The sequence below is a fragment of the Aeromonas sp. FDAARGOS 1404 genome (assembly GCF_019047085.1).
GTDB classification, from domain to species: Bacteria; Pseudomonadota; Gammaproteobacteria; order Enterobacterales; family Aeromonadaceae; genus Aeromonas; species Aeromonas veronii.
The window spans coordinates 4,554,053-4,576,040 of record NZ_CP077237.1; the positions used below are offsets into that span (position 1 = coordinate 4,554,053).

A 21,988-nucleotide genomic window follows, 5' to 3' on the forward strand; every position below is an offset into this window, starting at 1 on the left:
GAGCATGGGAAGCTGTGTCCAGAAGGCGGAGGTGTCTACCGCTATCGATGGTGATAAGGCGAATAAATGGGTGATGGAGTTCACAGTTCGGCTAATCAATTTAGGGGATGAGAGCTGTTATGAGCGTTGTGGTGTGCCTTTATTCAAATATCTTACTGGCAAGTCGAGCACTCTTTAATTCTGATTAAGTCATAATTAAGTAAAGTTGGGGTGTTGATTGTTTCGCTCAGATATGAGTTTTTAAAACTGCTCACAATCTCTACGCGAGATTTAAAAAGTCTACTTGCATATTTTTGAACGGATAAATATGACTTGAATGGGAGTGGCCAAATAAATCCAGCTGTGATCTTTGTCTTTTCAAGGTGCACAGGTTCATAAATGCCTATAAAAACAAGGTAAAAGGCTCGGTTATTGACTAAGTTGATAGAAGGCGAAGCATAAAACAGCGTCAGTTTGATACGACAACATCGCATGGGACCCGGATCATGGACAGAGCGCAGGGCGCAGCCCCCTTTTCGTTGCAAGTGGATCTAAGGCAGGTGGTGTATGCCCTGTCAGCCTCGCTGGATCTGGTGGGCATTGGCGATGTGGCCCACGGTAAACGGGTCGGGATTATGGCTGCCGAGTGCAGCCGGGAGCTGGGAATGGGTGAGGCCGAGCGCTGTCTGCTGTTCGAGCTCGGGGTGCTGCATGATATCGGTGTCTCCTCGACCATCACCCATCATCATCTGGTCAGCGAGTTCGATTGGGAGTCCTCCCAGCGCCACTGCGAGGTGGGATATCAGCTGCTCAAGGATTTCCGTTTGCTGGCCCCGCTGGCCCTGCCTATCCGTTATCACCATACCCACTGGCACCTGTTGCGCGAGATGGCCGATGTGGACCCCAATGTAGCCCGTCAGGCCAACCTTATCTTTCTGGTGGATCGCTGCGATGCGTTGGCGGCGCCCTACTATGGTGATGGTTCATTGTTGATGCATACCAACGAGATCCGCGCACGCCTGCAGGATTTCCGTGACGAGTTCTTTGCCCCCGAGCTGGTGGATGCCTTCCTCAAGGCGTCTCGCTCTGAGGCATTTTGGCTGCAGCTGGAAGCGCGCTCCATCAATGATTACATGCTGGAGATGCTGCAGGTGCGGGAGCCTTGCCTGACCTTCAACGGGGAGCTTAAAGCGCTGGCGCAGATCTTCTCCGGCATTGTCGACGCCAAAAGCCCATTCACGATGACGCATTCACTCGGTGTGAGCAGGTTGTCTCGGGCCTTGGCCGAGCAGATGGGAGTCAGTGCCATCCATTGTGACATGCTGGAGATCGCCGGTTTGCTGCACGATTTGGGCAAGCTCAGGGTGCCGGACGAGATCCTCGACAAGCCTGCCTGCCTGACGAAAGAGGAGCGGGCCATCATCAATACCCACAGCTTCGAGACTTACCAGATCCTGCGTCATATCGAAGGGTTTGAGGAGATTGCCTGTTGGGCGGCCTATCACCATGAGGAGCCTGATGGGGAGGGCTATCCGTTCCACCTGCCGGCATCCGCCATGGCGCTTGAAGCGCGTATCCTGCGGGTCGCTGATATTTTTCAGGCAATGGTACAGGACAGACCTTATCGGCGCGGCCTGCCTGCCCGTGACGCATTGACCTTTATGCTGCAACTGGCGGATCAGGGGCGGGTCGATCCCGCTGTGGTAGCGGTGCTGGCCGATCACCTGCCGCAGATGATGATGGCAGCCATTCCGGATCGCGAGCCGGATCATGCCATCAATTGAAGGAGAGGCTGGCCGCTGACTCATACCGCCGCGAGCCAGCTATGCTTGGAACAAGCCGAGCATGGTGCCGGTACCGGCGCACAAGACGCCAGCTTGATGGACTACCGTAGGGGAGCAGATATGGAATCGCTAAAAGCCAAGGATTATATGCAGAGCAGACCCATCACCTTCACTGCCGACATGATGGTGCAAGCTGCGGTCGAGAAATTTCTGAACAGTCATCAGCTCGGTGGCCCGGTGGTGGATGGCCAGGGCCATCTGATTGGCTGGATCTCCGAGCAGGATTGCATCGCAGTGCTGCTTAAGGAGGCCTATCACTGCGAACAGGTGGCGCAGGTCAAGGATGTGATGCGCAAGGAGGTGTTGTCGGTGGGACCCGATACCAGCATTTTGAGCCTAGCGGAGATGATGATGGGGCAAAAGCCGAAGATCTATCCGGTAGTGGAGGAGGGGCGTCTGCTCGGTGTCATCAATCGTCACAATGTCATGCAGGCCATTCACGCCCAGCTCACCACCTGTTTTGTCCATCACACCCACGGTTAACCCTGTTTTTCTCTCTCCCAAGGCAAGCTTCGGCTTGCCTTGGCTATTTCATATGCTGCCATTTATTCGTGTTATGCCATCTTACAATAATTGTTTTGCCATATATGAGGATCGGCCAATCTCTCTGTCTTCCCATATATAACGCTACGTTAAGGCTTGCACCGTTCCCGCTCGCTCTTTAGGATCGCTCCCAGCTTATCGATATGGCCCCTCTGGGCACCTATTTAAGGAATTCGTACCTTGTCTCTCTCTATCGAGGCGCTGCGCCGCCGTCTCTCTGCCTGCATGAACCTCGACGCCCGCCGCCTTTCCAGCCGTCTGCACGGGGTCAAGAAGCTGCCTGAAGGCAAACAGGCCGCCGTGCTGGAGATCATCGCCGCTGATTTGGCCGCCGCCGAAGTGCGCTATCAAACCCGTCTGGCCGGAGTGCCCAAGGTCACCTATCCGGACAACCTGCCGGTGAGCCAGAAGCAGGCTGAGATCGCCAAGGCCATTCAAGAGCATCAAGTGGTGATCATCGCCGGGGAAACCGGTTCGGGCAAAACCACCCAGATCCCCAAGATCTGTCTGGCGCTCGGGCGTGGGGTCAAGGGCTTTATCGGCCACACCCAGCCACGCCGTTTGGCGGCCCGCACCGTGGCGGCCCGTATTGCCGAGGAGATGGAGTCCGAGCTTGGCCACTACGTGGGTTACAAGGTGCGCTTTACCGATCAGGTGAGCGAGCAGACCCACATCAAGCTGATGACCGACGGTATCCTGCTGGCAGAGATCCAGAATGACCGGATGCTGACCCAGTACGACACCATCATCATCGATGAGGCCCACGAGCGCAGCCTCAATATCGACTTCATCCTGGGCTATCTCAAGCAACTGCTGCCCAAGCGCCCGGATCTCAAGGTGATCATCACCTCGGCCACCATCGACCCGCAACGTTTCTCCCGCCATTTCAACAAGGCGCCGGTGATCGAGGTTTCCGGCCGCACTTATCCGGTGGAGGTGCGCTACCGTCCGCTATTTGTTGATAAAAAAAGCAGTGACAAGAGCGAAGGGCTGGAAGAGCGCGACGAACTGCAGGGGATCTTCGACGCGGTGGAAGAGCTGGCCCGCGAGGGGCTGGGGGACATCCTTATCTTCATGAACGGCGAGCGGGAGATCCGCGATACCGCCGATGCCCTGCGCAAACTCAACCTGCGCGATACCGAGGTGCTGCCGCTCTACGCTCGCCTCTCCAACGCCGAGCAGAACAAGGTGTTCCAGCAACATGCCGGACGGCGCATCGTGCTCGCCACCAACGTGGCGGAGACCTCGCTGACGGTGCCTGGCATTCGTTACGTCATTGACCCGGGCACCGCCCGTATCAGCCGCTACTCCTGGCGTACCAAGGTGCAGCGCCTGCCCATCGAGCCGGTCTCCCAGGCCAGCGCCAACCAGCGTAAAGGGCGTTGCGGACGGGTGGCGGACGGCATCTGTATCCGTCTCTACTCCGAGGAGGATTTCAACGGCCGCCCCGCCTTCACCGACCCCGAGATCCTGCGCACCAACCTGGCTTCCGTCATCCTGCAGATGCTGGCGCTCGGCCTTGGCAACATGGAGGCGTTCCCCTTTGTCGAGCCGCCCGAGTCCCGCCATATCAAGGATGGCTTGACCCTGCTCAAAGAACTGGAGGCGGTGAGGGAATTGCCTGCCACCGGCGATCGAGAAGCCAAACTGCAGCTGACCGAGATCGGTCGCCAGCTCTCGCGCATCCCTCTTGATCCGCGTCTGGCGAAGATGGTGATCAGCGCAGCGCAGACCGGCTGTCTGAGTGAGGTGATGGTGATCACCGCTGCCCTCAGCATTCAGGATCCTCGCGAGCGTCCCATGGAGAAGAAGCAGGCCGCCGACGAACAGCACAGGCGCTTTGAGGACAAGGATTCCGACTTCCTCGCCTTCGTCAATCTGTGGAACTACCTGAAAGAGCAGCAGGATGCCCTTGGCAGCAATCCATTCCGCCGCATGTGCCAGAAGGAGTTTCTCTCCTACCTGCGGGTGCGTGAATGGCAGGACATTCACTTCCAGCTGCGCCAGACGGTCAAGGAGCTTGGTTTTAAAGCCAACCATGAACCTGCAGATTTCAAGACGGTGCACTGTGCCCTGCTGACCGGCCTCTTGAGTCATATCGGCAACAAGGATCTGGAAAAGCCCGAATTCCTCGGCGCCCGCAATGGCCGTTTCCACCTGTTCCCGGCCTCGGGTCTGTTCAAGAAGCCGCCCAAGTGGGTGATGGCCGCAGAATTGGTGGAAACCTCGCGCCTCTACGCCCGCATCAATGCCAAGATTGAACCGGAGTGGGTGGAGCCGCTGGCAGGCCACCTCATCAAGCTGCACCACAGCGACCCTCACTGGTCGAAGAAAAACGGCGCCGTGATGGCCAAGGAGAAGGTGACCCTCTATGGTCTGACCCTGGTCAACGAGCGCACCATCAACTTCAGCCGTATCGATCCGGCGCTGTGCCGCGAGCTCTTTATCCGCCGCGCCTTGGTGGAGGGGGATTTCGAGACCCGCCACCGTTTCTTCAGCGATAACCGCAAGCTCCTGGCCGAGGTGGAGGCGCTGGAGCACAAATCCCGTCGGCGCGACATTCTGGTGGATGATGAGGACTTGTTCCGCTTCTACGATGCCCGTTTGCCGGAGGAGGTGATCTCTGCCCGTCACTTCGACAAGTGGTGGAAAGAGGCGCAAAAGCAGGACCCCGAGCTGCTCAACTTCGAAAAAGAGATGCTGATGAAGGGGGATGCGGCCCACATCAGCGATCTCGACTACCCCAACTTCTGGCAGCAGGGGCGCCTCAAGCTCAAGTTGACCTATCAGTTCGAGCCGGGGGAGGCGGCGGATGGCGTGACCCTGCATATTCCGCTGCCGCTCCTGAATCAGGTGGAGGTGAAGGGGTTCGAGTGGCTGATCCCCGGGCTGCGCCATGAGCTGTTGGTGGCTCTTATCAAGTCGATGCCAAAGCCGATGCGCAAGAACTTCGTGCCGGCGCCCAACTATGCCGATGCACTGCTCGCCAGTATCAACCCCGAACAGGGGCCGCTACTGGACGAGATGGAGCGTCAGCTGCGCCGTATGACCGGCGTGACCGTGCCCCGTGAATCCTGGGACTGGACTGCGGTGCCCGATCACCTGAAACTCACCTTCCGGGTGGTGGATGACAAACATAAGAAGGTGGCGGAAGGCAAAGATCTTGAGGCCTTGAAAGAGTCGCTGCGCGGCAGGGTGCAGGAGACCCTGTCGCAAGTAGCGGACGATGATATCGAGCAGTCTGGCCTCACCCTGTGGAGCTTTGGCGAGTTGCCCCAGGAGTACAGCCAAAAGCGTGGCGGCTTCGAAGTGAAGGCCTATCCGGCCCTAGTGGATCAGAAGGATTCGGTCGCCATCCAGCTGGTGGAGAGCCCGGTGGTGCAGCAGCAGCTGATGTGGGCCGGTCAGCGCCGGTTGGTGCTGCTCAACGTACCATCTCCCATCAAGTATCTGCAGGAGAAGCTGCCCAACAAGGCCAAGCTGGGGCTCTATTTCAACCCGTTTGGCAAGGTGGCTGAGCTGATTGACGACTGCATTGCCTGCGGTTGTGACAAGCTCATCGAGCAGCACGGGGGCATGGCTTGGGACGAGGCCGGTTTCGAGGCGCTCAAGGAGTATGTCCGCGCCGAGCTCAACGATGCGGTGGTGGAGGTGGCCAAGCAGGTGGAAGCCGTGCTGACGCTGTCCCATGAGATCAAGAAACGGCTCAAGGGCAAGATGCAGCTCGACACCGCCTTTGCCATGTCGGACATTCAGCAGCAGCTCGGCAACCTCATCCACAAAGGCTTTGTCACCGAGACCGGCTGGCAGCGGCTGCCTGACTTGCTGCGCTACCTGAGGGCCATCGAGCGTCGTCTCGAGAAGCTTGCCATCGATCCCAACCGTGATCGGGTCTACATGCTCAAGGTGCATAGCGTAGAGTCGGAGTACAAGGCGCTGCTGTCCAAGATCCCCAAATCCCAGCTTATTCCCACCGAGGTGGCCAATATCCGCTGGATGATCGAGGAGCTGCGGGTGTCGTTCTTCGCTCAGAATCTGGGGACCCCTTATCCGGTCTCCGATAAACGGGTGCTTAACGCCATCGCTCAGTGCTAAGCTGCTATCTAACTGTTTTAACAGCATGATAGCGGGTGATGAGAAGGGATTGCCGGTCAGGTAGCCCCTTCAAACCGCAAGTCAGGGAGGCAAGGATGCTGGGGATCTGGTTGAGTGTGGCGCAGGTGGTGATCAGCGGTTATCAACCCATCGCGGAACAAACCTGGGTGCAGTTGAACCCGGAATATTACCCGCTGGCGCGCACCCCGCCTGCGATGTTTGTGGCTTGGCGTGGCAATCAGTTTCCGCCGCTGGCCCAAAAGCAGAAGCAGGGTCGCTGGCAGATCCTCTTTCCTGCCCGGTTGGTGCCCCCCTTCGATCTGTTCGAGGGGGAGGCGCAGCTCTCCAAAACCTATCTGGCAAGGCTGCGGCGTATCGACGAGATGGCTTACGGGGTAGTCCCCGCGCAGGCTGTTGCTGCTGGTACAATCGTGCTGCAGGGGAGTGGTTTCTCTGATTATCACGCGCAACCTGTCGCGCCCTTTATCGCCGAGTTCCGCACACTCCAAGACGCGTTCGGTGGTGTTGATATGCTCACCGACCCCGCCGAGAGCGAACCTCTACTGGCTCAGCTGGGGGCGACGTTTCGCACTGCGGGGATGAGTGGTGCCAAAGGAGATGAGGGAGTAGCGAGCGCCGATATGGCGCTCGCCAGCCACACGGCTAGCTTATCCGCAGGCAGTGACGTCATGCTTACCCTCTCGGCTCCTGCGGCCGGCGGTCCACAAACTGTGTGTCATCAGGTCGCCGCAGGGGAGACCCTGTGGCGCATTGCCAACCAGTTATCCAGCGCCCGGGGAGCCGATACCTACAGCTATTTGCTGGCGCTGGTGGCAGAGAATCAGCCGCGGCTTGGCAAGAGCATTCGGGTCAGAACGGGGGAGGGACTCTACTGCCCGCGCGCCGAGACCCTGGCGCGGTTTGATGCTCTGAGCCCAGCCCAGCGTCAGCAGCAATTCGCCCGGTTGGAGCAAGGGCGCTAAATGCAGAGTCGGTACCTTGTATCCGAATTTGGCCCGTGGTAGTATTCGCGCTCGTTTTGCGAGGTGCTGACCGGTCGCAGTTAGCACCATAAATTCATCCAAAAGAGATACATACTATGTCTTTCGTATTCCAAGCTGAAGTCCGTTCTGACCTGGGGAAAGGTGCGAGCCGCCGCCTGCGTCAAGCTGACCAAGTTCCTGCCATCGTTTACGGTGCAGGCAAAGAAGCCCTGTCCATCACTGTTGACCACAAGAAAATGATCCTGGCTCAAGAGAAGCCGGAATTCTATGAGTCTGTACTGACTCTGGTTATCAACGGTGAAGAAGTTAACGTAAAAGTGAAAGCTATCCAGCGTCACCCGGTACGTTACAAGCTGATCCACCTGGACTTCGTTCGCGTTTAATAGCGAACCGTCAGGTTGAAGAAAAGCCACTCTCAGGAGTGGCTTTTTGCTATCTGGCATCTTGTGAGCGGGCTGAAAGGACTTACCTGATAAGCCAACGAGGCGGTTATCCCAGCTGGCTAAGGGCCTGTTGGCAGCGCTGCTCGGCGGCATCAAGCTCCAGCAGTACCATCCTGATATCTTCCATCTGCTGTTGCAGTGTCTCCCGTTTTTCCTCAACCAGTCCCAGCATGGTCTGTAACTGGGTGCGGCTGCTCTTGTCGGCATCATAGAGATCAAACAGCTCGCGGATCTCGGCGAGGCTGAATCCGAGCCGCTTGCCGCGCAGGGTGAGCTTGAGGCGAACCCGATCCTGCTTGCTGTAAATGCGGGTTTGTCCCTCTCGGGCGGGATTGAGCAACCCCTGATCCTCGTAGAAACGGATACTGCGCGTCGTAATATCAAATTCCCGGGCCAGCTCACTGATGCTGAAGCGCCGTCCTTCATCCTTGTTGTTCATACAGACTTCTTGGCGAACTAAATCCTGTCTGCACCTTACCTAAACGTAAACTGCACTGCAACTCTTGTTCCATCGCGTCAGAACCCCTATGTTATGGCCATGTAACAAACAGAGGCAGGCAAATGGATATTGCAATTGTGGCGGCAAAACGGACTCCGATGGGGGCGTTTCAGGGGGCATTGGCAGAGGTAACTGCGCCTGAGTTGGGTGCCTGTGCCATTGAGGCGGCACTGCAGCAAAGTGGGCTGAGTCCGGAGCAGGTCGATGAAGTGTTTATGGGCAATGTGCTGGCGGCGGGCGTGGGGCAAGCGCCAGCCCGGCAAGCATTGTTGAAAGCAGGGTTGCCAGATAGTGTGCCTGCTACCACGGTCAACAAGGTGTGCGGATCCGGCATGAAAGCAGTGATGTTGGCGGCGGATACCATCCGCCTTGGTGACAACAGGGTGGTGGTGGCAGGGGGGATGGAGAGCATGAGCCGTGCCCCCTATCTGCTGGATAATGCCCGCAGCGGCTTTCGGATGGGGCATCAAAAGGTGCTGGACCACCTATTCCTCGACGGTTTGCAAGATGCCTATGATGGCCAGCTGATGGGGGTGCATGCCCAGCGCAGCGCCGATCTGGCCGGTTTGACCCGCACTGCCATGGATGAGTTTGCTCTTGCGTCGTTGCAGCGTGCCCGCGATGCGCAGCAAGCCGATGCGTTTGTGTCCGAACTGACAAGCGTCTATCGCGGTGAGCGCTTGTTGCTGGCCGAAGACGAGCAGCCCGGCAAGGGCAGACCGGAGAAGATCCCTACCCTGAAGCCAGCGTTTGGCAAGGAGGGCACCATTACGGCAGCCAATTCGAGCTCTATCTCGGACGGTGCGGCGGCGCTGATATTGATGGATGGCGCCACGGCGCAAGCCTGGCAGGTACCAGTGCTGGCACGGATCGTCGGTTATCAGAGCCATGCAGCATTGCCCGCCGAGTTTACCTCTGCGCCCATTGGCGCCATTTCACGCTTGCTGGCGCGTCTTGCATGGTCGGTGGAAGAGGTGGATCTATTCGAGATCAACGAGGCCTTCGCCATGGTCACCATGCTGGCCATGAGCGGGGTCGGCATCCCTCATCACAAGGTCAATGTGCATGGTGGGGCCTGTGCACTCGGTCATCCGTTGGGGGCGAGTGGCGCGCGCATTCTGGTGACGCTGATCGCCGCGCTGCGGCAACGGGGTCTGCGGCGAGGCGTAGCCGCGCTCTGTATCGGGGGCGGGGAGGCGACCGCTATCGCGGTCGAAGTGAATGATGAGGCGAATTAATTGGTGGCTTCCATCGCCAGCAGTTGTTCCGTGACCCAGGTGGTGGCGGCCAGATAGAGGTGACTCACCTTATCCTCGCTCAGCCCCAGGCGGGCTGTTCTGGCCGTTACCCGTGACCAGTTGGCGCTCTCGTAATCTTCACAAAACGCGAGGTAGAAACCGAGATTGCCTTTTCGCTCCAGCAGCGCCAGCCGAATATCGTCGATAAGAGGGATAGTGCCGAGCAGCTTGTCCATCGGCTGCTCCATCAGTACATCCAGCAAGGAGAAGAGGCCGGTGATAAAGGCTTGTTGTGCCTGCTGGCTCGGAGCGTGGGCGTGGGCCAACAGTTCACAGAATCGAGCACGGATCATCGACATCTGGTAGAGCTCGGCGCTCTTGCCCTTGCCCGCACTGGTCGCGGCCACCAGCGAGACAAAGCGCTTTAGCTGGGTGTTGCCCAGATAGATGGCAGCCTGACGAAATGACGAAATAGGGTTGGTGTGGCCTTTGAGATGGTTGACATAGCGCAGCAGCTTGAGGGAGAGGGAGATATCCTGACCGAGCAGCTGCTCAATCTTGTTGATATCAGGCTCTGCCTCGTTGACCACGTTGAGCAACTGCATCACCACGACTTGCGCTGGCTCCATGGTGGCTTGCTTGACCATCTCGGGTCTGCTGAAGAAAAAGCCCTGGAACAGCTGGATCCCCAGCTGTTTGACCCGCTCGAACTCCGCCTTGTCCTCTACTTTTTCCGCCAGATAGGTGAGCCCCAGCGTCTGATGCCGCTGGATAAACACTTTGATCTGCATCAGGGGGGTGGCACGAAGATCAAACTTGATGATGTGGATAAAGGGGAGGAAGCGCTCCCAATCCGGTGACATGGTGAAGTCATCCAGTGCCAGTTGATATCCCAGCTTGTGCAGCTGTTTCACCTTTTCTAGCAGGGCATCATCCGGTGGGGAATCTTCCAGGATCTCAATCACCACTTTTTCAGGCGGCAGGCACTCTGCCAATCCCTCCAGCAGCAGTGAGTGGGGGAAATTGATAAAGCAGGGGCGGCCTCCCAACAGCTGATCGATATTTTGTTGCAGGAACTGTTCGACCACCAGGCGTGACGTCGCCTGTTGGGAGGAGATGCTCGGGAAGACATTATTCAGACTATCGCGAAAGAGCAGCTCATAGGCATGAGTTTTGAGGTCTCTGTCGAGGATCGGCTGTCTTGCTACGTAGGAATACATGCCTTGCTCCAGTAAAGGTACTGGGTTGATTTTATGGTGTTGCAGAACACTATGCCAGTGTTCACCTTATTGAGTAAGGCAATAATTGGCATAGCGTTTTTTGCAGGGAAGGAATTTAGAAGAGATAGCTCAATTGTGCACCAGCCAGCCAGGCATCCCCTTCAGAAGTGCCCTGGAAGGTGGAGGTCGTCATCGGATTACCCGGTTGCAGCTCCATTTTTTCAGTGACATCCACCTTTTTGCCATCGATCAGGGTCAGCCCCAGATCCACGGTCAGGTTGGGCGTGAACTGATACCCCATTCCCAGGCTGTACCAGAGGCGATCGGCATCCGGGATGGAAATGGTACGACGATCGGCTGGCACCGGGCTGGCGTCATAGGCCACACCGGAGCGCAGTTGCCATTTGGGAGTGACCTGATAGGTCATACCGATGGCGTAGCGCCAGCTATCTTCCCAGTGCTCGTCCTTGATGTGCATGTTCTGCAAATTGTTGAGATCAGCTTCCAACTGAACGAATTTGCTCCAGTTGGTCCAGTTCAGGCTGCCGTGGAGAGCCAGCTTGTCAGTCAGCTGATGGAACGCCGCCAACTCTGCCGTCGCTGGCAACGGCAGATCCAGACTACCGGTATCTCTGATCTCGGTAACGGAGCCATCTGCATTGGGTCGGCCCACGATAGCATCTCCCGAGAGGGTCAAAGTGACATCGTGACGGTAGGAGAGGCCAATTCGGGTTTGTTCGGACAATTCCAGCAAGGTGCCGACATTCCAGCCCCATGCCCAGCCATCCCCTTGCAAATGTTTTGCGATCAGGTTGCGAGAAGGGAAGGTGCCACCGACTTCGCCTTCGCCCTGAATAGCAGAGATCCCGGCACCAATTGACCACATCTCATTGATGCGATAGGCGAGTGAGGTACCCAGATCCATGGTCTTGATATCGGAGACATTGCCAAAGTGTCCCGCGCTGTAGTTATCCGGCATCTTGACGCCAAGGCCGTAGTAAGAGGTTGCCGAGAAGCCTAGTCGCCACTGCTCATTGAGTGGAATGATGAGATAGGCGTTGGGTACCCAGGCTGCGGCGGCGATATCGTGTGCACTGGCATCGGAGGTGACGATACCGGCTTTGGTCGGCAAGCGGGTGTTGCCTTCAATATTGACGTCAGGACTGACATAGATGACTCCGCCAGAGAGCGCCATCTGATCGAAGCGGGTCATGGCTGCTGCATTGCGGGAGAGCACACTGGCGTTATCCGCGATGGCGGCCTCACCGGCAAAGGCGCGTCCCAGTCCTGTAGCGGACTGTTCAGCCAGCTGGAACCCGGCGGCATGAGTCTGACCCGCGATCACCAACAGGGCGATGGCGGACGGTTTGATGATGGGATGCATGGCAAAATCCTTGCTGTTACCCGAAGGTTCAATAGGTCATATGAATGGAGGCAGGATTTTATATGGTATGACCAGTAAGGCAACGGTAATGGCCAGTATCTGGATAAAACAAGATTAAATGCTGGAAGGATGCATTCTAATAGCTTGATTAAAAAAGAAAAATAAACAGGTGTGTGCTACATGTGTGCGCTGAACTGGCTTTTGCGGATAAAAAAAGAGCGCCTGACGGCGCTCTTTCAATTCTATCAATAATCAGAACTTCATGTTGAACTGGGCAGAGGCCAGGAAGGCGTTGCCGTGGGAAGTGCCTTGCCAACGAATTGGGCTACCATGGGTTGGCAAGCCTTCATTAACATCAACTTCTTTGCCATCAAGGTAGGCCATGCCAAAGTCAACGCTCATATCGGTGTTGATATGATAGGTTGCACCAGCGCTATACCAGACTCGATCTGAGTCGGGAATGCTCAGGCTGCGGTATTCTGCTTCAATTGGTGAGTTATCATAAGCAAAGCCCACACGAGCTTCCCAGGCCGGGTTGATATACCAGGTACCGCCGATTGAGTAGCGAGTAGAATCTTTGAACTTCTCATCTTTTTGCAGACATACGCCGCCAGCACATTGACTGCTGGTTGCTTTCAGCTCCTGGAAGGCGCTCCAGTCAGTCCAGTTTACAGAGTAATGAACTGCAAATTGTGGGCTTAGGCGGTGGTACCCGGCAAATTCAGCCTGTGCGGGCAGGTCAAGTTTTAAATTGCCATCAACAGTGCGATTGCCTGAAGTGAGTCCCTGAAAATCACCATCAAAGCTCATATCGACTTGTGAACGGTAGGTCAGTGCGAAGCGATGGTTTTCATTGACTTCATACAGGGTACCAACGTTCCAGCCAAAGCCCCATGTATCACCCTTTAAATGAGCGATTCGGTAATCAGTTGGAAGGTTCTGCTTAAAAACCCCCATGGGACCCAATTGGCCTGCGTAACGGTTGAGTTCAGCTGCTCCATATACGGCATTGATACCGGCACCGACACTGAAGTGTTCATTGATGCGATAGGCGATGTTCGGGTTGATATTGAAGGTCATCAACTCGGTATTACCAGCACCGGCACCAGCCGGGAAGGTTTCTGAGTACTCTGTGGAGAGACCGTAGTTGGAGAAGAGGCCAATGCCCCAAGCCCACTGGTCATTCAGCGGCTGAATAAAGTAGGAAGCGGGGACGAAGGCTGCCGGAGCAATACCACTTTCGCTGGATGGGTAAACGCCAGCAACTTTTCCATCCACATCCACATCCGGTTTGATGTAGGTGCCGGAGACAGAAACTGCCATCTTGTCGAAGGTGGTCATGGCCGCCGGGTTACGGGCCAGAACGGAGGCATTGTCGGCGATAGCTGCTTCACCGGCATAGGCGCGACCCAGACCGGAGGCCGAGTGCTCGTTCAACTGGAATGCCGCGGCATGGACTTGACCGGTGGCCAGCGCGATGGTGGCGGCAATCAGGCTCTTCTTGAAAATAGTTGTCGTCATGGTGTTCTCTCTTGTAGGCAGATTTTTTTGCCGATATTGGCTGCACGTTCAATGCAAACCTCGACAAAATCCGTTTTTATTTCAGCTTCTTCCCAATCAATTCTGGCGTGATTCTATGGATCTGGTAGGAGGTAAGAAATCAGACCAGTGACAGCAGAATACATAAAAGTGATCGACGTGTTAATCATTTGTTTTAACTTGCTGTTTAATTCATCATTTTGAGGGTGTAAAGGTGGATTATTGACCTGGATTGCCGATCTCCGTCACAAAAAAAATTTTGTCAATTTTTCGAAATCTTGAGGCAAATGAGTGACAAAGGGGAGTAATCTGGGGGGGAACAGGCAGCGGCTCGTGACCGCCGCCTGCTATTGAGGATGGATCTGAGGTTGTTAACCAGCGATGTTAAATGTCCCACTGCAGACGTGACTGCAGGGCGTTGGCAACGGGGGCAAGTGGCTCTCTCATCTCGCCAATCAGTACCATATTGGCGCCTTTGAGCTGGACAATCTCTCCTTTGAGGGTGCCATCTTCAAAGGTGGCCTGTTGCAGGGTTAATGGCACATGTTTGGGCACTAAAAAGAGAGTGACTGGCCCCATCTTTCCCTGGATCACCATGTGCAAGGCTGGTCCCTGATAAAACGAGCAGTGATTGACATAGGTCACCTTGAGCCCATCCATCCCGCTTAAGGTGGCGCCATACTTCTCCATCTTGGCATTGATGTTATGCAGATTGACCTGCTCATCGACACCTTCAATAAAGGGTTCTTCGCCATAGACATGAGCCATCGCCACCTGTGCGAGGGAGAGGGCCGCAGGAGCCGTTTCTGGCAGCGTGATCCAGCGGGTGCTCATTCCCAGCAGGAAGGCGACCGATGCAGCCAGGGCGATCTGGCGCCAGGATGTTGATGTCCGGAGCTTGACTGGCGCCGTGCCAAGGGGTCGGGATGGCGGCATCTCATCTTGCGCGTCACTGTCTTGCAGCATGGCTTGCCTGAGCAGGATCCGTTCGGCCAGTCCGGCGGGAACCTCTACCTGCATGGCGCGCTTGAGGCTTCTGTCGAACTGCTTCATCTCGTCGAGATAGTTCCGATTGGCTTGGCTGGCTTCAGCTGTTTTGAGAAAGTCCGGTTGTTGATCGTTGGGCTGGATCATGGCGTTGCGGCGAAATTCGAGTTCATCCATGTCCGTGTCCTCTTGCTTGGTTCTTCTGCTCCATCGCCTCCTTGATCTGGTTGCGGGCGCGAAACAGTCGGGTCATGACGGTGTTTTTGTTGAGGCCGAGCATCTCGGCAATCTCCTCACCACTGAATCCTCCCACGACTTGCAGCAGCAGTGGCTCCTGATACTCCTCGGGCAACCGGGCGATGTGACGGTGCAACCACTCGTTCTCCATCTCCTGTTCACTGTGCAGCGCATCGTGCTGGGGTTGAGGGTGATCGTCGAGATCCACCAGCTCCAGCTGTTTGCGTTCAAAGCGGCGGGCGTTCTCCCGTCTGAGGATGGTGATCAGCCACCCTTTGGCCGCCTTGTCATCCTGCAGGGTGTCGATCGCCTTCCAGGCACGCAGGAAGGTCTCTTGCACCAGATCTTCCGCCACGTTGGGATCCCGGGTCAGCCAGTAGGCATACCGGTAGAGATCGCCGTGTAGCGCATGAACCAGTGCTTCAAATTTGGTTTGTTTGTCAGCCATGGGATCAGAGACCGGCGAAGTGGCCGGATCATTTCCACCAATATGCTGCTGAGCACGTTTTTTTCTAAAAAACAGCAGTGCCATAGGGCAATCCTTGTCAGGGGGCGTGGCGGCGGGAGCGGGAACTCCCGTGCGCCAGCAGGTAAATCAGGTACGCAATACCGGCCGTTTCATCAGCCCTGAGGATACGCGCCAGAGCGCGCCACTCGATGGGCGGGCCAGAATAGTGCAGTGCAAAACAGGCTCGCTCGAGTGCGGCGAGCCCGTTGCCGACCCGATTATGCCCAGCGTCAGGCAACTGGCCTAATTGATAATAGGAGACCTGCCAGCGCATGGTCGCCCACTTGATCAGCGCCTTGCGACTGGCATCCGGCTGTTGTCGGGCAAGGGCACTTTGCAGTTGATAGAAGGCGCGCCAGCGGGGCCAGTGGCGCCATAGTGAACGCAGCGTTATGGCCAGCACGACCCACCAAAGGCTCTCTCGCAGTGCCACCTTCGATGTCTGCTGATCAGGTTGCCGATTTGTCGTTGCCTGAAACGTCAGCGTGGTGGCAGGCAGGCTGGCCTGCTCAATCCGGCCGCTTTGGGTATTAAACCAGGGCAGATCAATGGGGGGGAGCTGATAGTCGCCGCTCTGATCCGCGACCAGAGTCTGGCGCCACTGTCGCTCAAACAACAGCTTGCCATCACGGTAACGCTCCTGCTGTTGCTCGCCATCGGGATGTGCCTGTATGCCGCTTGGCAGTTGATGGGCCATCAGGGGGGCAAGCTGGATCTGGCCGCTGTCACCATTCTCCATGGTCAGGGTGAGGATCCGGATCAGCGGTTCACCCACTTCCCCCGTGGTGGCCGGTTCAAGCCGTTGACTCAGGGTCAGCTGGGTGGCCACTGGCGTGGCGGGGGCTTTGTCGACCCGAACCTCGAGTGGTGCCGCGCGGGCCGAGAGTTTTTGCGGCTTGTTCCCTTGCTGCGTGAGCTGCCCCTGCAAGCGGGGTGAGTCGAGGTACCAGAGTCCCGGCGCTTTTGCCTGAATAAGCCAGCTGCGGGTGAGCCGGCCGGGCAGACCTGCCTGAACGGGGGCGATCCACTCGTCGCTACCGAGGCGACGGATAGTGAAGTGGGCAGAGCTAAGCTCGCTCAGGGCCGGGTTTTGCATACTTGTGGGCAGCCACAGTGTCAGCCGGTAGATCACCGGCTGGCCGGGATAGAGCGGGCCCTGATGATCAAGGTTGGCCTGCATCTCGAGGGGCGAGGGGGCTGCGGGCTGCGGCAGCGCCGCTGTTTTCACCTCTCTCAATGGCAGGGTGAGCGAGGGGGTGAACTCATTTCCCAGCTTGAGCGGGGCAATCACCACCTCGGTATTTGCGGTTGAATTGCTCTGGTGCAGCGGGATCTGCCAGCGAGTCAGTTGTTGTACCGGGGTCGTGACCCGGCTCATGGTCACTCTGCCCACTGCAAACTGGCGCAGTAGGGGGGTGATCTCCAGTTCGCTGCTCTGGCGCTCGCCATCCGCTTCGATGATCAGCAGCCAATCGCTGGGGTCAGCCCCCGGCAGCAGCTCAGCCCTAGGGGGCAAAGCCCAGCAAAGTTGACTCGCGAGTGCGAGCAACAGCCCCCATCCTGCCCGCGTCACCAGGGTTCCTCCACCTTGATAAGATCCCGGCGCAGCGCCTCTTTACGCAGTCGCTGTTCCAGCAGCAACACCGGGGGAGAGGGGGGCAGGGGCATTGCCGTCGCCTGCTGAGCTGCCGATGGCTCGGGCTGCTTGCTGTTGCTGGTATCGGGAGCGGCGACCGTACCGCCTTGCAACAGAGAGAGGTTATAGAGCGCATCTTCATGGCCGGGTTCAAGCGCCAGAGCGGCCAGATAGGCCTCTTTGGCGGCCGCAAACTCCCCCAGTTGCAACAGGGCATTGCCGCGGTTGTAGTGGGCGGTGGCGCTCGCTGCTTCCTGATAGGCTGCGATGGCTTGCCGGTAGGCACCAGCTCGATACCAGGCGTTGCCGCGCCAGACAGGATCGTTGAAGGTGCGGGCAGCCCGTTGAAAATCCCCCTCTTGATAAGCCTGCATCGCTTGCAGATCTCCCTTCTCTGCTGCTTGCAGATCTTGCGGCGCAAGCAGCTGAATTCCCACCATCAGCGCCACCATCAACCGGGCGCCGACTCTGGCCAGCAAGGCGAGCGGTAACAAGGGGATTAGCAACCAGGGGCCAAGATCCAGTGGCGCCGGGGTGAGGGCCGAGGTAGTGGTGGGCAGCGGTGCAAAGCGGGGGACATCACTGGCAAGCCACTGCAGCTCACCGCCGAGACGGTTGGCCAGTGCGGCAATGGCCTGACTATCGGGGGCGGGCAACTGCGCGGGCATGCGGGCGGCAAATCCCAACTCATTGGCCGGAATGGCGGGCATGGGGGCCGGTTGACCACTGCTGGCGAGCAGAATATCGAGGCGTGCTGACTGGGTGTCGCGGCAGAGAAGGCGTTGCTGGCAGGGCCACAGGGCGGCGATTTGGGTCATCTGATTCCGGGTGAGGTCGTCGGTGATCAGCAGCAGACGCGCTTGTTCTCCAGGGGCCAGCTGCTTCATGGCAAGTGCCACCGCCCGTGCCGGGTTGCTGCCCTGCAGCGGCATGATATCGGGGCGCAAGTCGGGCAGTAGCAGCGAAAGGGCTTGATGATCCCGAGTGGGCGGCATGGCGAGGTAGGCATCGCCTGCGTAGAGGATCAGCGCGATGCGCTCGCCCTGAGCACGGCTCAGCAGTTGCTGCAACTGCCACCTGACCCGGGTCGCCCGATCCGGTTTGAGGTCGGTGGCGGTCATCGAGCGTGACAAGTCCAGCAGCCAGATATCGAGCGGCGCTGCAGGCTGCTGTTGCAGCTCGCCGCGCAGTGCCGGTCCGCTCAGAGCCAAAATGACGGGCAGTGTCGCCAACCAAAGCCAGGGGCGCTGAGGACGAGATGCTGGCAGCAGATAAGCCTGCATCGCAGGCGCGAGCAGCGGGGGCTGGCGACGACGGCGCCACCCTTGCAAGAGCCAGGGGATGAGTGCGATCAGCCACAGGGGACGGAGCAAGATCAGCTCCATCTGCGCGCGCCTCGTGCCAGCCAGTTACGCACCATGCGAAACTCCAGCCTGCCGTGCCCTGATGGCAGAAGCAGCAAGCCACAAAGCAGTGCCAACGGCCAGGGGTAGAGCTCGATCACCGGCTGGTAGTGGGCAACCGGCATGGGGGCCGGTTCAAGGGTATTGAGGGTCGCGGTGATGGCATCGAGATCGCTTTGGGTGCGTGCCCGAAAGTAACGACCCTGGCCTGTCTGGGCCAGCTCTTTCAGGAGCGGCTCGTCCAGTTCGCTGCTGGGATCGGCCTGACCGCTGCCCGCCTCATCGTAGGGTTGAATAAAGGTATCGGGATCGGCCCCGACCCCCAGCGTGTAGATCCGTATTCCCTGCGCTGCGGCGAGTTTGGCCTCCTGCAGTGGGTCGGCACTGCCTGCGGTATTGCGGCCATCAGTGACCAGCAGCAGGGCGGTGGGGCGACCAGGATCCCCATGCTGACGTGCCAGCTGGATTGCCTCGCCAAGGGCGGTGGTTCGGCCGACCAGATCAAAATCGAGCTCGTCGCTCAAGGTCAACAGCGCCGGGATCTCCTGAGTGAGGGGAGAGAGCAGGTAGGCGTGATCGGCAAATACGATGAGGCCTACCCTGTCTCCGGCCCGTTTGGCGATCAGCGTTTTGATCTGCTGACGCACCGCCGTCAGCCGAGCTTGCTGTTCGCCGCTGTCGAGCATATCAGGTGTGCGCATGCTGTCTGACAGATCCACCGCCAGCAGCAGATCCCGACTCCCTTCATATTGGATAACCGGTTCCCCCCACCACTGGGGGCGGCAGAGGGTGAGGATAAGGGCGCACCAGAGCAGCATGGCGCGCCAGAGCGGCAATCCGGCCTGAGGACGCAGCAGCGCAAACCCGGGGTGAGCCAGATAGCCGCGGCGCAGGGGTGGCAAGCCGAAGCGCACCAGCAAGGGCAGCACCAGCGCCAGCGCAAACCAGGGCCAGGCCAGGATCATGGATGCCTCCGCGCGGCTTTACGCTTCGAGCGTGGAGAGCGTTGCAAGAAGAGGGTCTGACCCCAGCGGCGATAATGTTGCCGAAGCTGTTCGCTCTGCTCGCGAGTCGGGTTCTGGCTGCCATAGAGCCAACTGCTCCAGTGAGACGAGAACTGGCTGAAATCGCTGCCGCCGTGACGATCGACGAAGGCGAGCCAAGCCTCTCCCTGTAACTGGCGCGCCTCGGGCCAGCGTTGCAGTGCTTCATGACGCAGGGCCTCCTGTATGCGTGCCACCAGCAGCGCCGGATCTCCCTCCAGCTGACGACACCAGCGGCGGTAACGTATCACCCTGCGGGCAATCAGGATGATCAGCAGCAGCAATAGACCTGTGATCAATAGCCACAATAGCGCCTGCACTCTGGGATCAAGACTCTGTTCAATCAGATCCGGCCCCGGGTGGATGTCGCGCATCAGGGCGGCCAGTGGCGGAGTGATTGCATCGGAGGCTGGGCTGGCAATATCGACGTCGGTGGGGGAGCTCATCCCTGATGACATAACCCCTCCTGCCACTGCTGTTGCAGCGTCTGGCTGTTATCGAGCAGGTAGAGGCGCTGCACCAATGGCAACAGCAACTGCTTGCCGTGGACCAGTTGCTGTTCGGCGGCTTGCTGGTAGCGGCGGGAGAAACCGGCATGGCCCCCATCCAGCCAGCCCTGATAGTGTTGCCCTGGCCGATCAATGGCCACCGGCAGTTGGCCATCAGAGGGAAGGGCTGCCTCGAGGGGGTCGCGGATCTGCCAATAGTGAATATCGTGGCGCCGGGAGAGCAGCTGCAATTGCTGACAGAGCGCCGACTCGCAGGGTCTGTGATCGGTGATGATCGTCAGCTTGGCACCGTGAGGCAGCTTCACGCCGGACAAGGTGTCGGCCAGTGAGTGAGAAAGCTCCCGGCGGGCCAGCCCTTGCTGATAGTGATGGCAGAGGGATTCGAGCAGGGGCAGCACGCTGCCGTGCTGGCTCTGGTGATGGGGGATAAGCCCGTGGCAGATCAGGGTGTTGTGCTGCTTCTCCCCTTGCCAGATCAGGGCTGCTGCCAGCTCGCACCCCAGACGCGCCTTGAGCTGCAGCGTGGAGCCGAAATACATGGCAGGAGAGAGATCGAGCAGCAGCCAGTGCGCCTGATCGAGCTCCTCGCTATAGAGGCGGGTATAGGGACGACCGAGGCGTGCGGTCACTCGCCAGTCGATATGGCGTACCTCGTCACCAGCCTGATAGGCGCGCAGCTCCCGAAACGTGAGTCCGGGAGAGCGGCCCGGTTTGCCGCGTTCGCTGCTGCTTCTGCCTGCGTGAGGTGGCTTCCTGGCCTTGGCCCAGAGCCGGATATTGAGCAGCCGTGGCAGCGACAAGGCGATATCGGGATGCAGACCGGGTTCTAGGGGCATGGCACCTGATCCAGCAGTTGGGCGATCAGGATATCGTTATCCAGATTGTCGGCCAGTGCCTGATAGCTGGGGATAAGGCGATGGCGCAGCACCGGATAGGCTTGCAGCTGAATATCTTCCGGCAGCACATAATCACGTCCGGCGAGCCAGGCTCGGGCGCGGGCGGAGCGAGCCAGCCCCAGCGTAGCGCGGGGGCTGGCCCCCACGGCAATCAGCGGTTCAAGGGTAGGGCACAGGCCGCTACTTGGGCGGGTGGCGCAGACGAGCTCAACCAGATAGTGTTCCAGTCGGCTTTGCATGGTCACCGCCAGCACTTCGCTGCGGGCACGTTGCAAGGTGGTCTGGCTCAGGGTCACCGGCGCCGCGCCAAGCTGTTCGCCGCTGGCGTTTAGCTGCAAGATGGCGAGCTCCATGGTGGGGCTGGGGTAGTCCACCATCAATTTGAGCAAAAAGCGGTCGAGCTGAGCCTCCGGCAGGGGATAGGTGCCCTCCTGCTCGATGGGATTCTGGGTGGCAGCAACCATAAAGAGAGGCGGTAGCCGCCAGCTCTTTTTGCCCACGGTGATCTGGTGCTCGGCCATGGCTTCCAGCAGCGCTGATTGTACCTTGGCCGGTGCTCGGTTGATCTCGTCTGCCAGCACCAGATGGTTGAACAGGGGTCCGGGCTGGAATACAAAACTGGCATCCTGCGGGTGAAACACCTCGCTGCCTGTGAGATCGGCAGGAAGCAGATCCGGGGTAAACTGGATACGGGCAAAGCGCCCCTCAACGGCGCCAGCGAGCGCCTTGACGGCGCGGGTTTTGGCAAGGCCGGGGGCCCCTTCGATTAATACATGTCCTTCACATAACAGGGCAATCAGGAGCCCTTCTATTAGCTCCTCCTGCCCCAGAATCTGACTGCCAAGATAGTCCCTAAGTGCGCTGAACTCAGCCGCTGCCATGCGATAAACCCGTTGTTTTTATGGAAGTTGATCTTTTTATACTCCAGTTGCTTCCCAAGGGCGAGCAAAGGGGCCCTGCGGTGCTTAATTTAGTTTCAAT

18 protein-coding genes are annotated in these 21,988 nt (G+C 58.3%); 6 read left to right on the forward strand and 12 right to left on the reverse strand.

The genetic code is table 11. The features are described from left to right. Nucleotides 1-485 precede the first annotated feature (485 nt). The 5 genes from I6L34_RS21065 (at nucleotide 486) to rplY (ending at nucleotide 7,848) form a co-directional block, all read left to right on the forward strand. A complete protein-coding gene (locus I6L34_RS21065) occupies nucleotides 486-1,763 on the forward strand; it encodes an HD-GYP domain-containing protein (protein ID WP_058057634.1) in 1,278 nt (425 codons plus the stop codon). A 120-nt stretch (nucleotides 1,764-1,883) separates the two neighbouring features. Continuing rightward, entirely contained in the window at nucleotides 1,884-2,306 is a 423-nt protein-coding gene (locus I6L34_RS21070; protein WP_005333273.1) for a CBS domain-containing protein, read from the forward strand. A gap of 240 nt (nucleotides 2,307-2,546) precedes the next feature. Then, nucleotides 2,547-6,461 (forward strand): ATP-dependent RNA helicase HrpA, encoded by a 3,915-nt coding sequence (hrpA, locus tag I6L34_RS21075; protein WP_216955292.1) that lies wholly within the window; start codon nucleotides 2,547-2,549, stop codon nucleotides 6,459-6,461. A 95-nt stretch (nucleotides 6,462-6,556) separates the two neighbouring features. Further along, nucleotides 6,557-7,444 carry a hypothetical protein gene (locus tag I6L34_RS21080; protein ID WP_216955293.1) on the forward strand — a complete coding sequence of 296 codons (888 nt, stop codon included), beginning with the start codon at nucleotides 6,557-6,559 and terminating at the stop codon, nucleotides 7,442-7,444. A 116-nt stretch (nucleotides 7,445-7,560) separates the two neighbouring features. Then, nucleotides 7,561-7,848: a 50S ribosomal protein L25 gene (gene rplY, locus I6L34_RS21085; RefSeq protein WP_005333252.1), complete on the forward strand. Its 288-nt coding sequence runs from the start codon at nucleotides 7,561-7,563 to the stop codon at nucleotides 7,846-7,848. A 106-nt stretch (nucleotides 7,849-7,954) separates the two neighbouring features. On the opposite strand, the gene I6L34_RS21090 is transcribed toward rplY, so the two are convergent. Next, a complete protein-coding gene (locus tag I6L34_RS21090) occupies nucleotides 7,955-8,347 on the reverse strand; it encodes a MerR family DNA-binding transcriptional regulator (protein ID WP_005360322.1) in 393 nt (130 codons plus the stop codon). A 122-nt stretch (nucleotides 8,348-8,469) separates the two neighbouring features. Here I6L34_RS21090 and I6L34_RS21095 point away from each other — a divergent pair, with 122 nt between their 5' ends. Then, on the forward strand, nucleotides 8,470-9,645 hold the full coding sequence (locus I6L34_RS21095) for a thiolase family protein (RefSeq protein WP_043819918.1): 1,176 nt from the start codon (nucleotides 8,470-8,472) through the stop codon (nucleotides 9,643-9,645). Here the strand turns inward: I6L34_RS21095 and I6L34_RS21100 are convergent. The 11 genes from I6L34_RS21100 to I6L34_RS21150 form a co-directional block, all read right to left on the reverse strand. Beyond that, on the reverse strand, nucleotides 9,642-10,865 hold the full coding sequence (locus tag I6L34_RS21100) for an EAL and HDOD domain-containing protein (protein ID WP_005333249.1): 1,224 nt from the start codon (nucleotides 10,863-10,865) through the stop codon (nucleotides 9,642-9,644). The genes I6L34_RS21095 and I6L34_RS21100 overlap by 4 nt on opposite strands. Nucleotides 10,866-10,980: 115 nt before the next feature. Continuing rightward, nucleotides 10,981-12,249, reverse strand: coding sequence for an OmpP1/FadL family transporter (locus I6L34_RS21105; RefSeq protein WP_058057638.1), 1,269 nt, complete (start codon nucleotides 12,247-12,249; stop codon nucleotides 10,981-10,983). 252 nt (nucleotides 12,250-12,501) lie between these two features. Next, nucleotides 12,502-13,770, reverse strand: coding sequence for an outer membrane protein transport protein (locus tag I6L34_RS21110; RefSeq protein WP_058057639.1), 1,269 nt, complete (start codon nucleotides 13,768-13,770; stop codon nucleotides 12,502-12,504). 402 nt (nucleotides 13,771-14,172) lie between these two features. After that, on the reverse strand, nucleotides 14,173-14,952 hold the full coding sequence (locus tag I6L34_RS21115) for a DUF3379 domain-containing protein (protein ID WP_058057640.1): 780 nt from the start codon (nucleotides 14,950-14,952) through the stop codon (nucleotides 14,173-14,175). Further along, complete coding sequence (locus I6L34_RS21120) at nucleotides 14,945-15,544, reverse strand: sigma-70 family RNA polymerase sigma factor (protein WP_005333245.1); 600 nt, start codon at nucleotides 15,542-15,544, stop codon at nucleotides 14,945-14,947. Before I6L34_RS21120 ends, I6L34_RS21115 begins: the two co-directional genes overlap by 8 nt. Nucleotides 15,545-15,557: 13 nt before the next feature. Further along, nucleotides 15,558-17,069 (reverse strand): BatD family protein, encoded by a 1,512-nt coding sequence (locus I6L34_RS21125; RefSeq protein ID WP_058057641.1) that lies wholly within the window; start codon nucleotides 17,067-17,069, stop codon nucleotides 15,558-15,560. Between the two features lie 20 nt (nucleotides 17,070-17,089). Next, on the reverse strand, nucleotides 17,090-18,541 hold the full coding sequence (locus I6L34_RS21130; protein ID WP_058057642.1) for a VWA domain-containing protein: 1,452 nt from the start codon (nucleotides 18,539-18,541) through the stop codon (nucleotides 17,090-17,092). Next, entirely contained in the window at nucleotides 18,532-19,524 is a 993-nt protein-coding gene (locus I6L34_RS21135) for a VWA domain-containing protein (RefSeq protein WP_058058201.1), read from the reverse strand. Before I6L34_RS21135 ends, I6L34_RS21130 begins: the two co-directional genes overlap by 10 nt. Continuing rightward, nucleotides 19,521-20,060, reverse strand: a complete 540-nt coding sequence (locus I6L34_RS21140; protein WP_058058200.1) for a DUF4381 domain-containing protein — start codon at nucleotides 20,058-20,060, stop codon at nucleotides 19,521-19,523. The genes I6L34_RS21135 and I6L34_RS21140 overlap by 4 nt, the downstream gene beginning before the upstream one ends. After that, a complete protein-coding gene (locus tag I6L34_RS21145) occupies nucleotides 20,045-20,947 on the reverse strand; it encodes a DUF58 domain-containing protein (RefSeq protein ID WP_058058199.1) in 903 nt (300 codons plus the stop codon). The genes I6L34_RS21140 and I6L34_RS21145 overlap by 16 nt, the downstream gene beginning before the upstream one ends. Then, the gene (locus I6L34_RS21150) at nucleotides 20,938-21,888 is read right to left on the reverse strand and encodes a MoxR family ATPase (protein WP_058058198.1); all 951 of its coding nucleotides are present in this window, start codon (nucleotides 21,886-21,888) and stop codon (nucleotides 20,938-20,940) included. Before I6L34_RS21150 ends, I6L34_RS21145 begins: the two co-directional genes overlap by 10 nt. Nucleotides 21,889-21,988 lie beyond the last annotated feature (100 nt).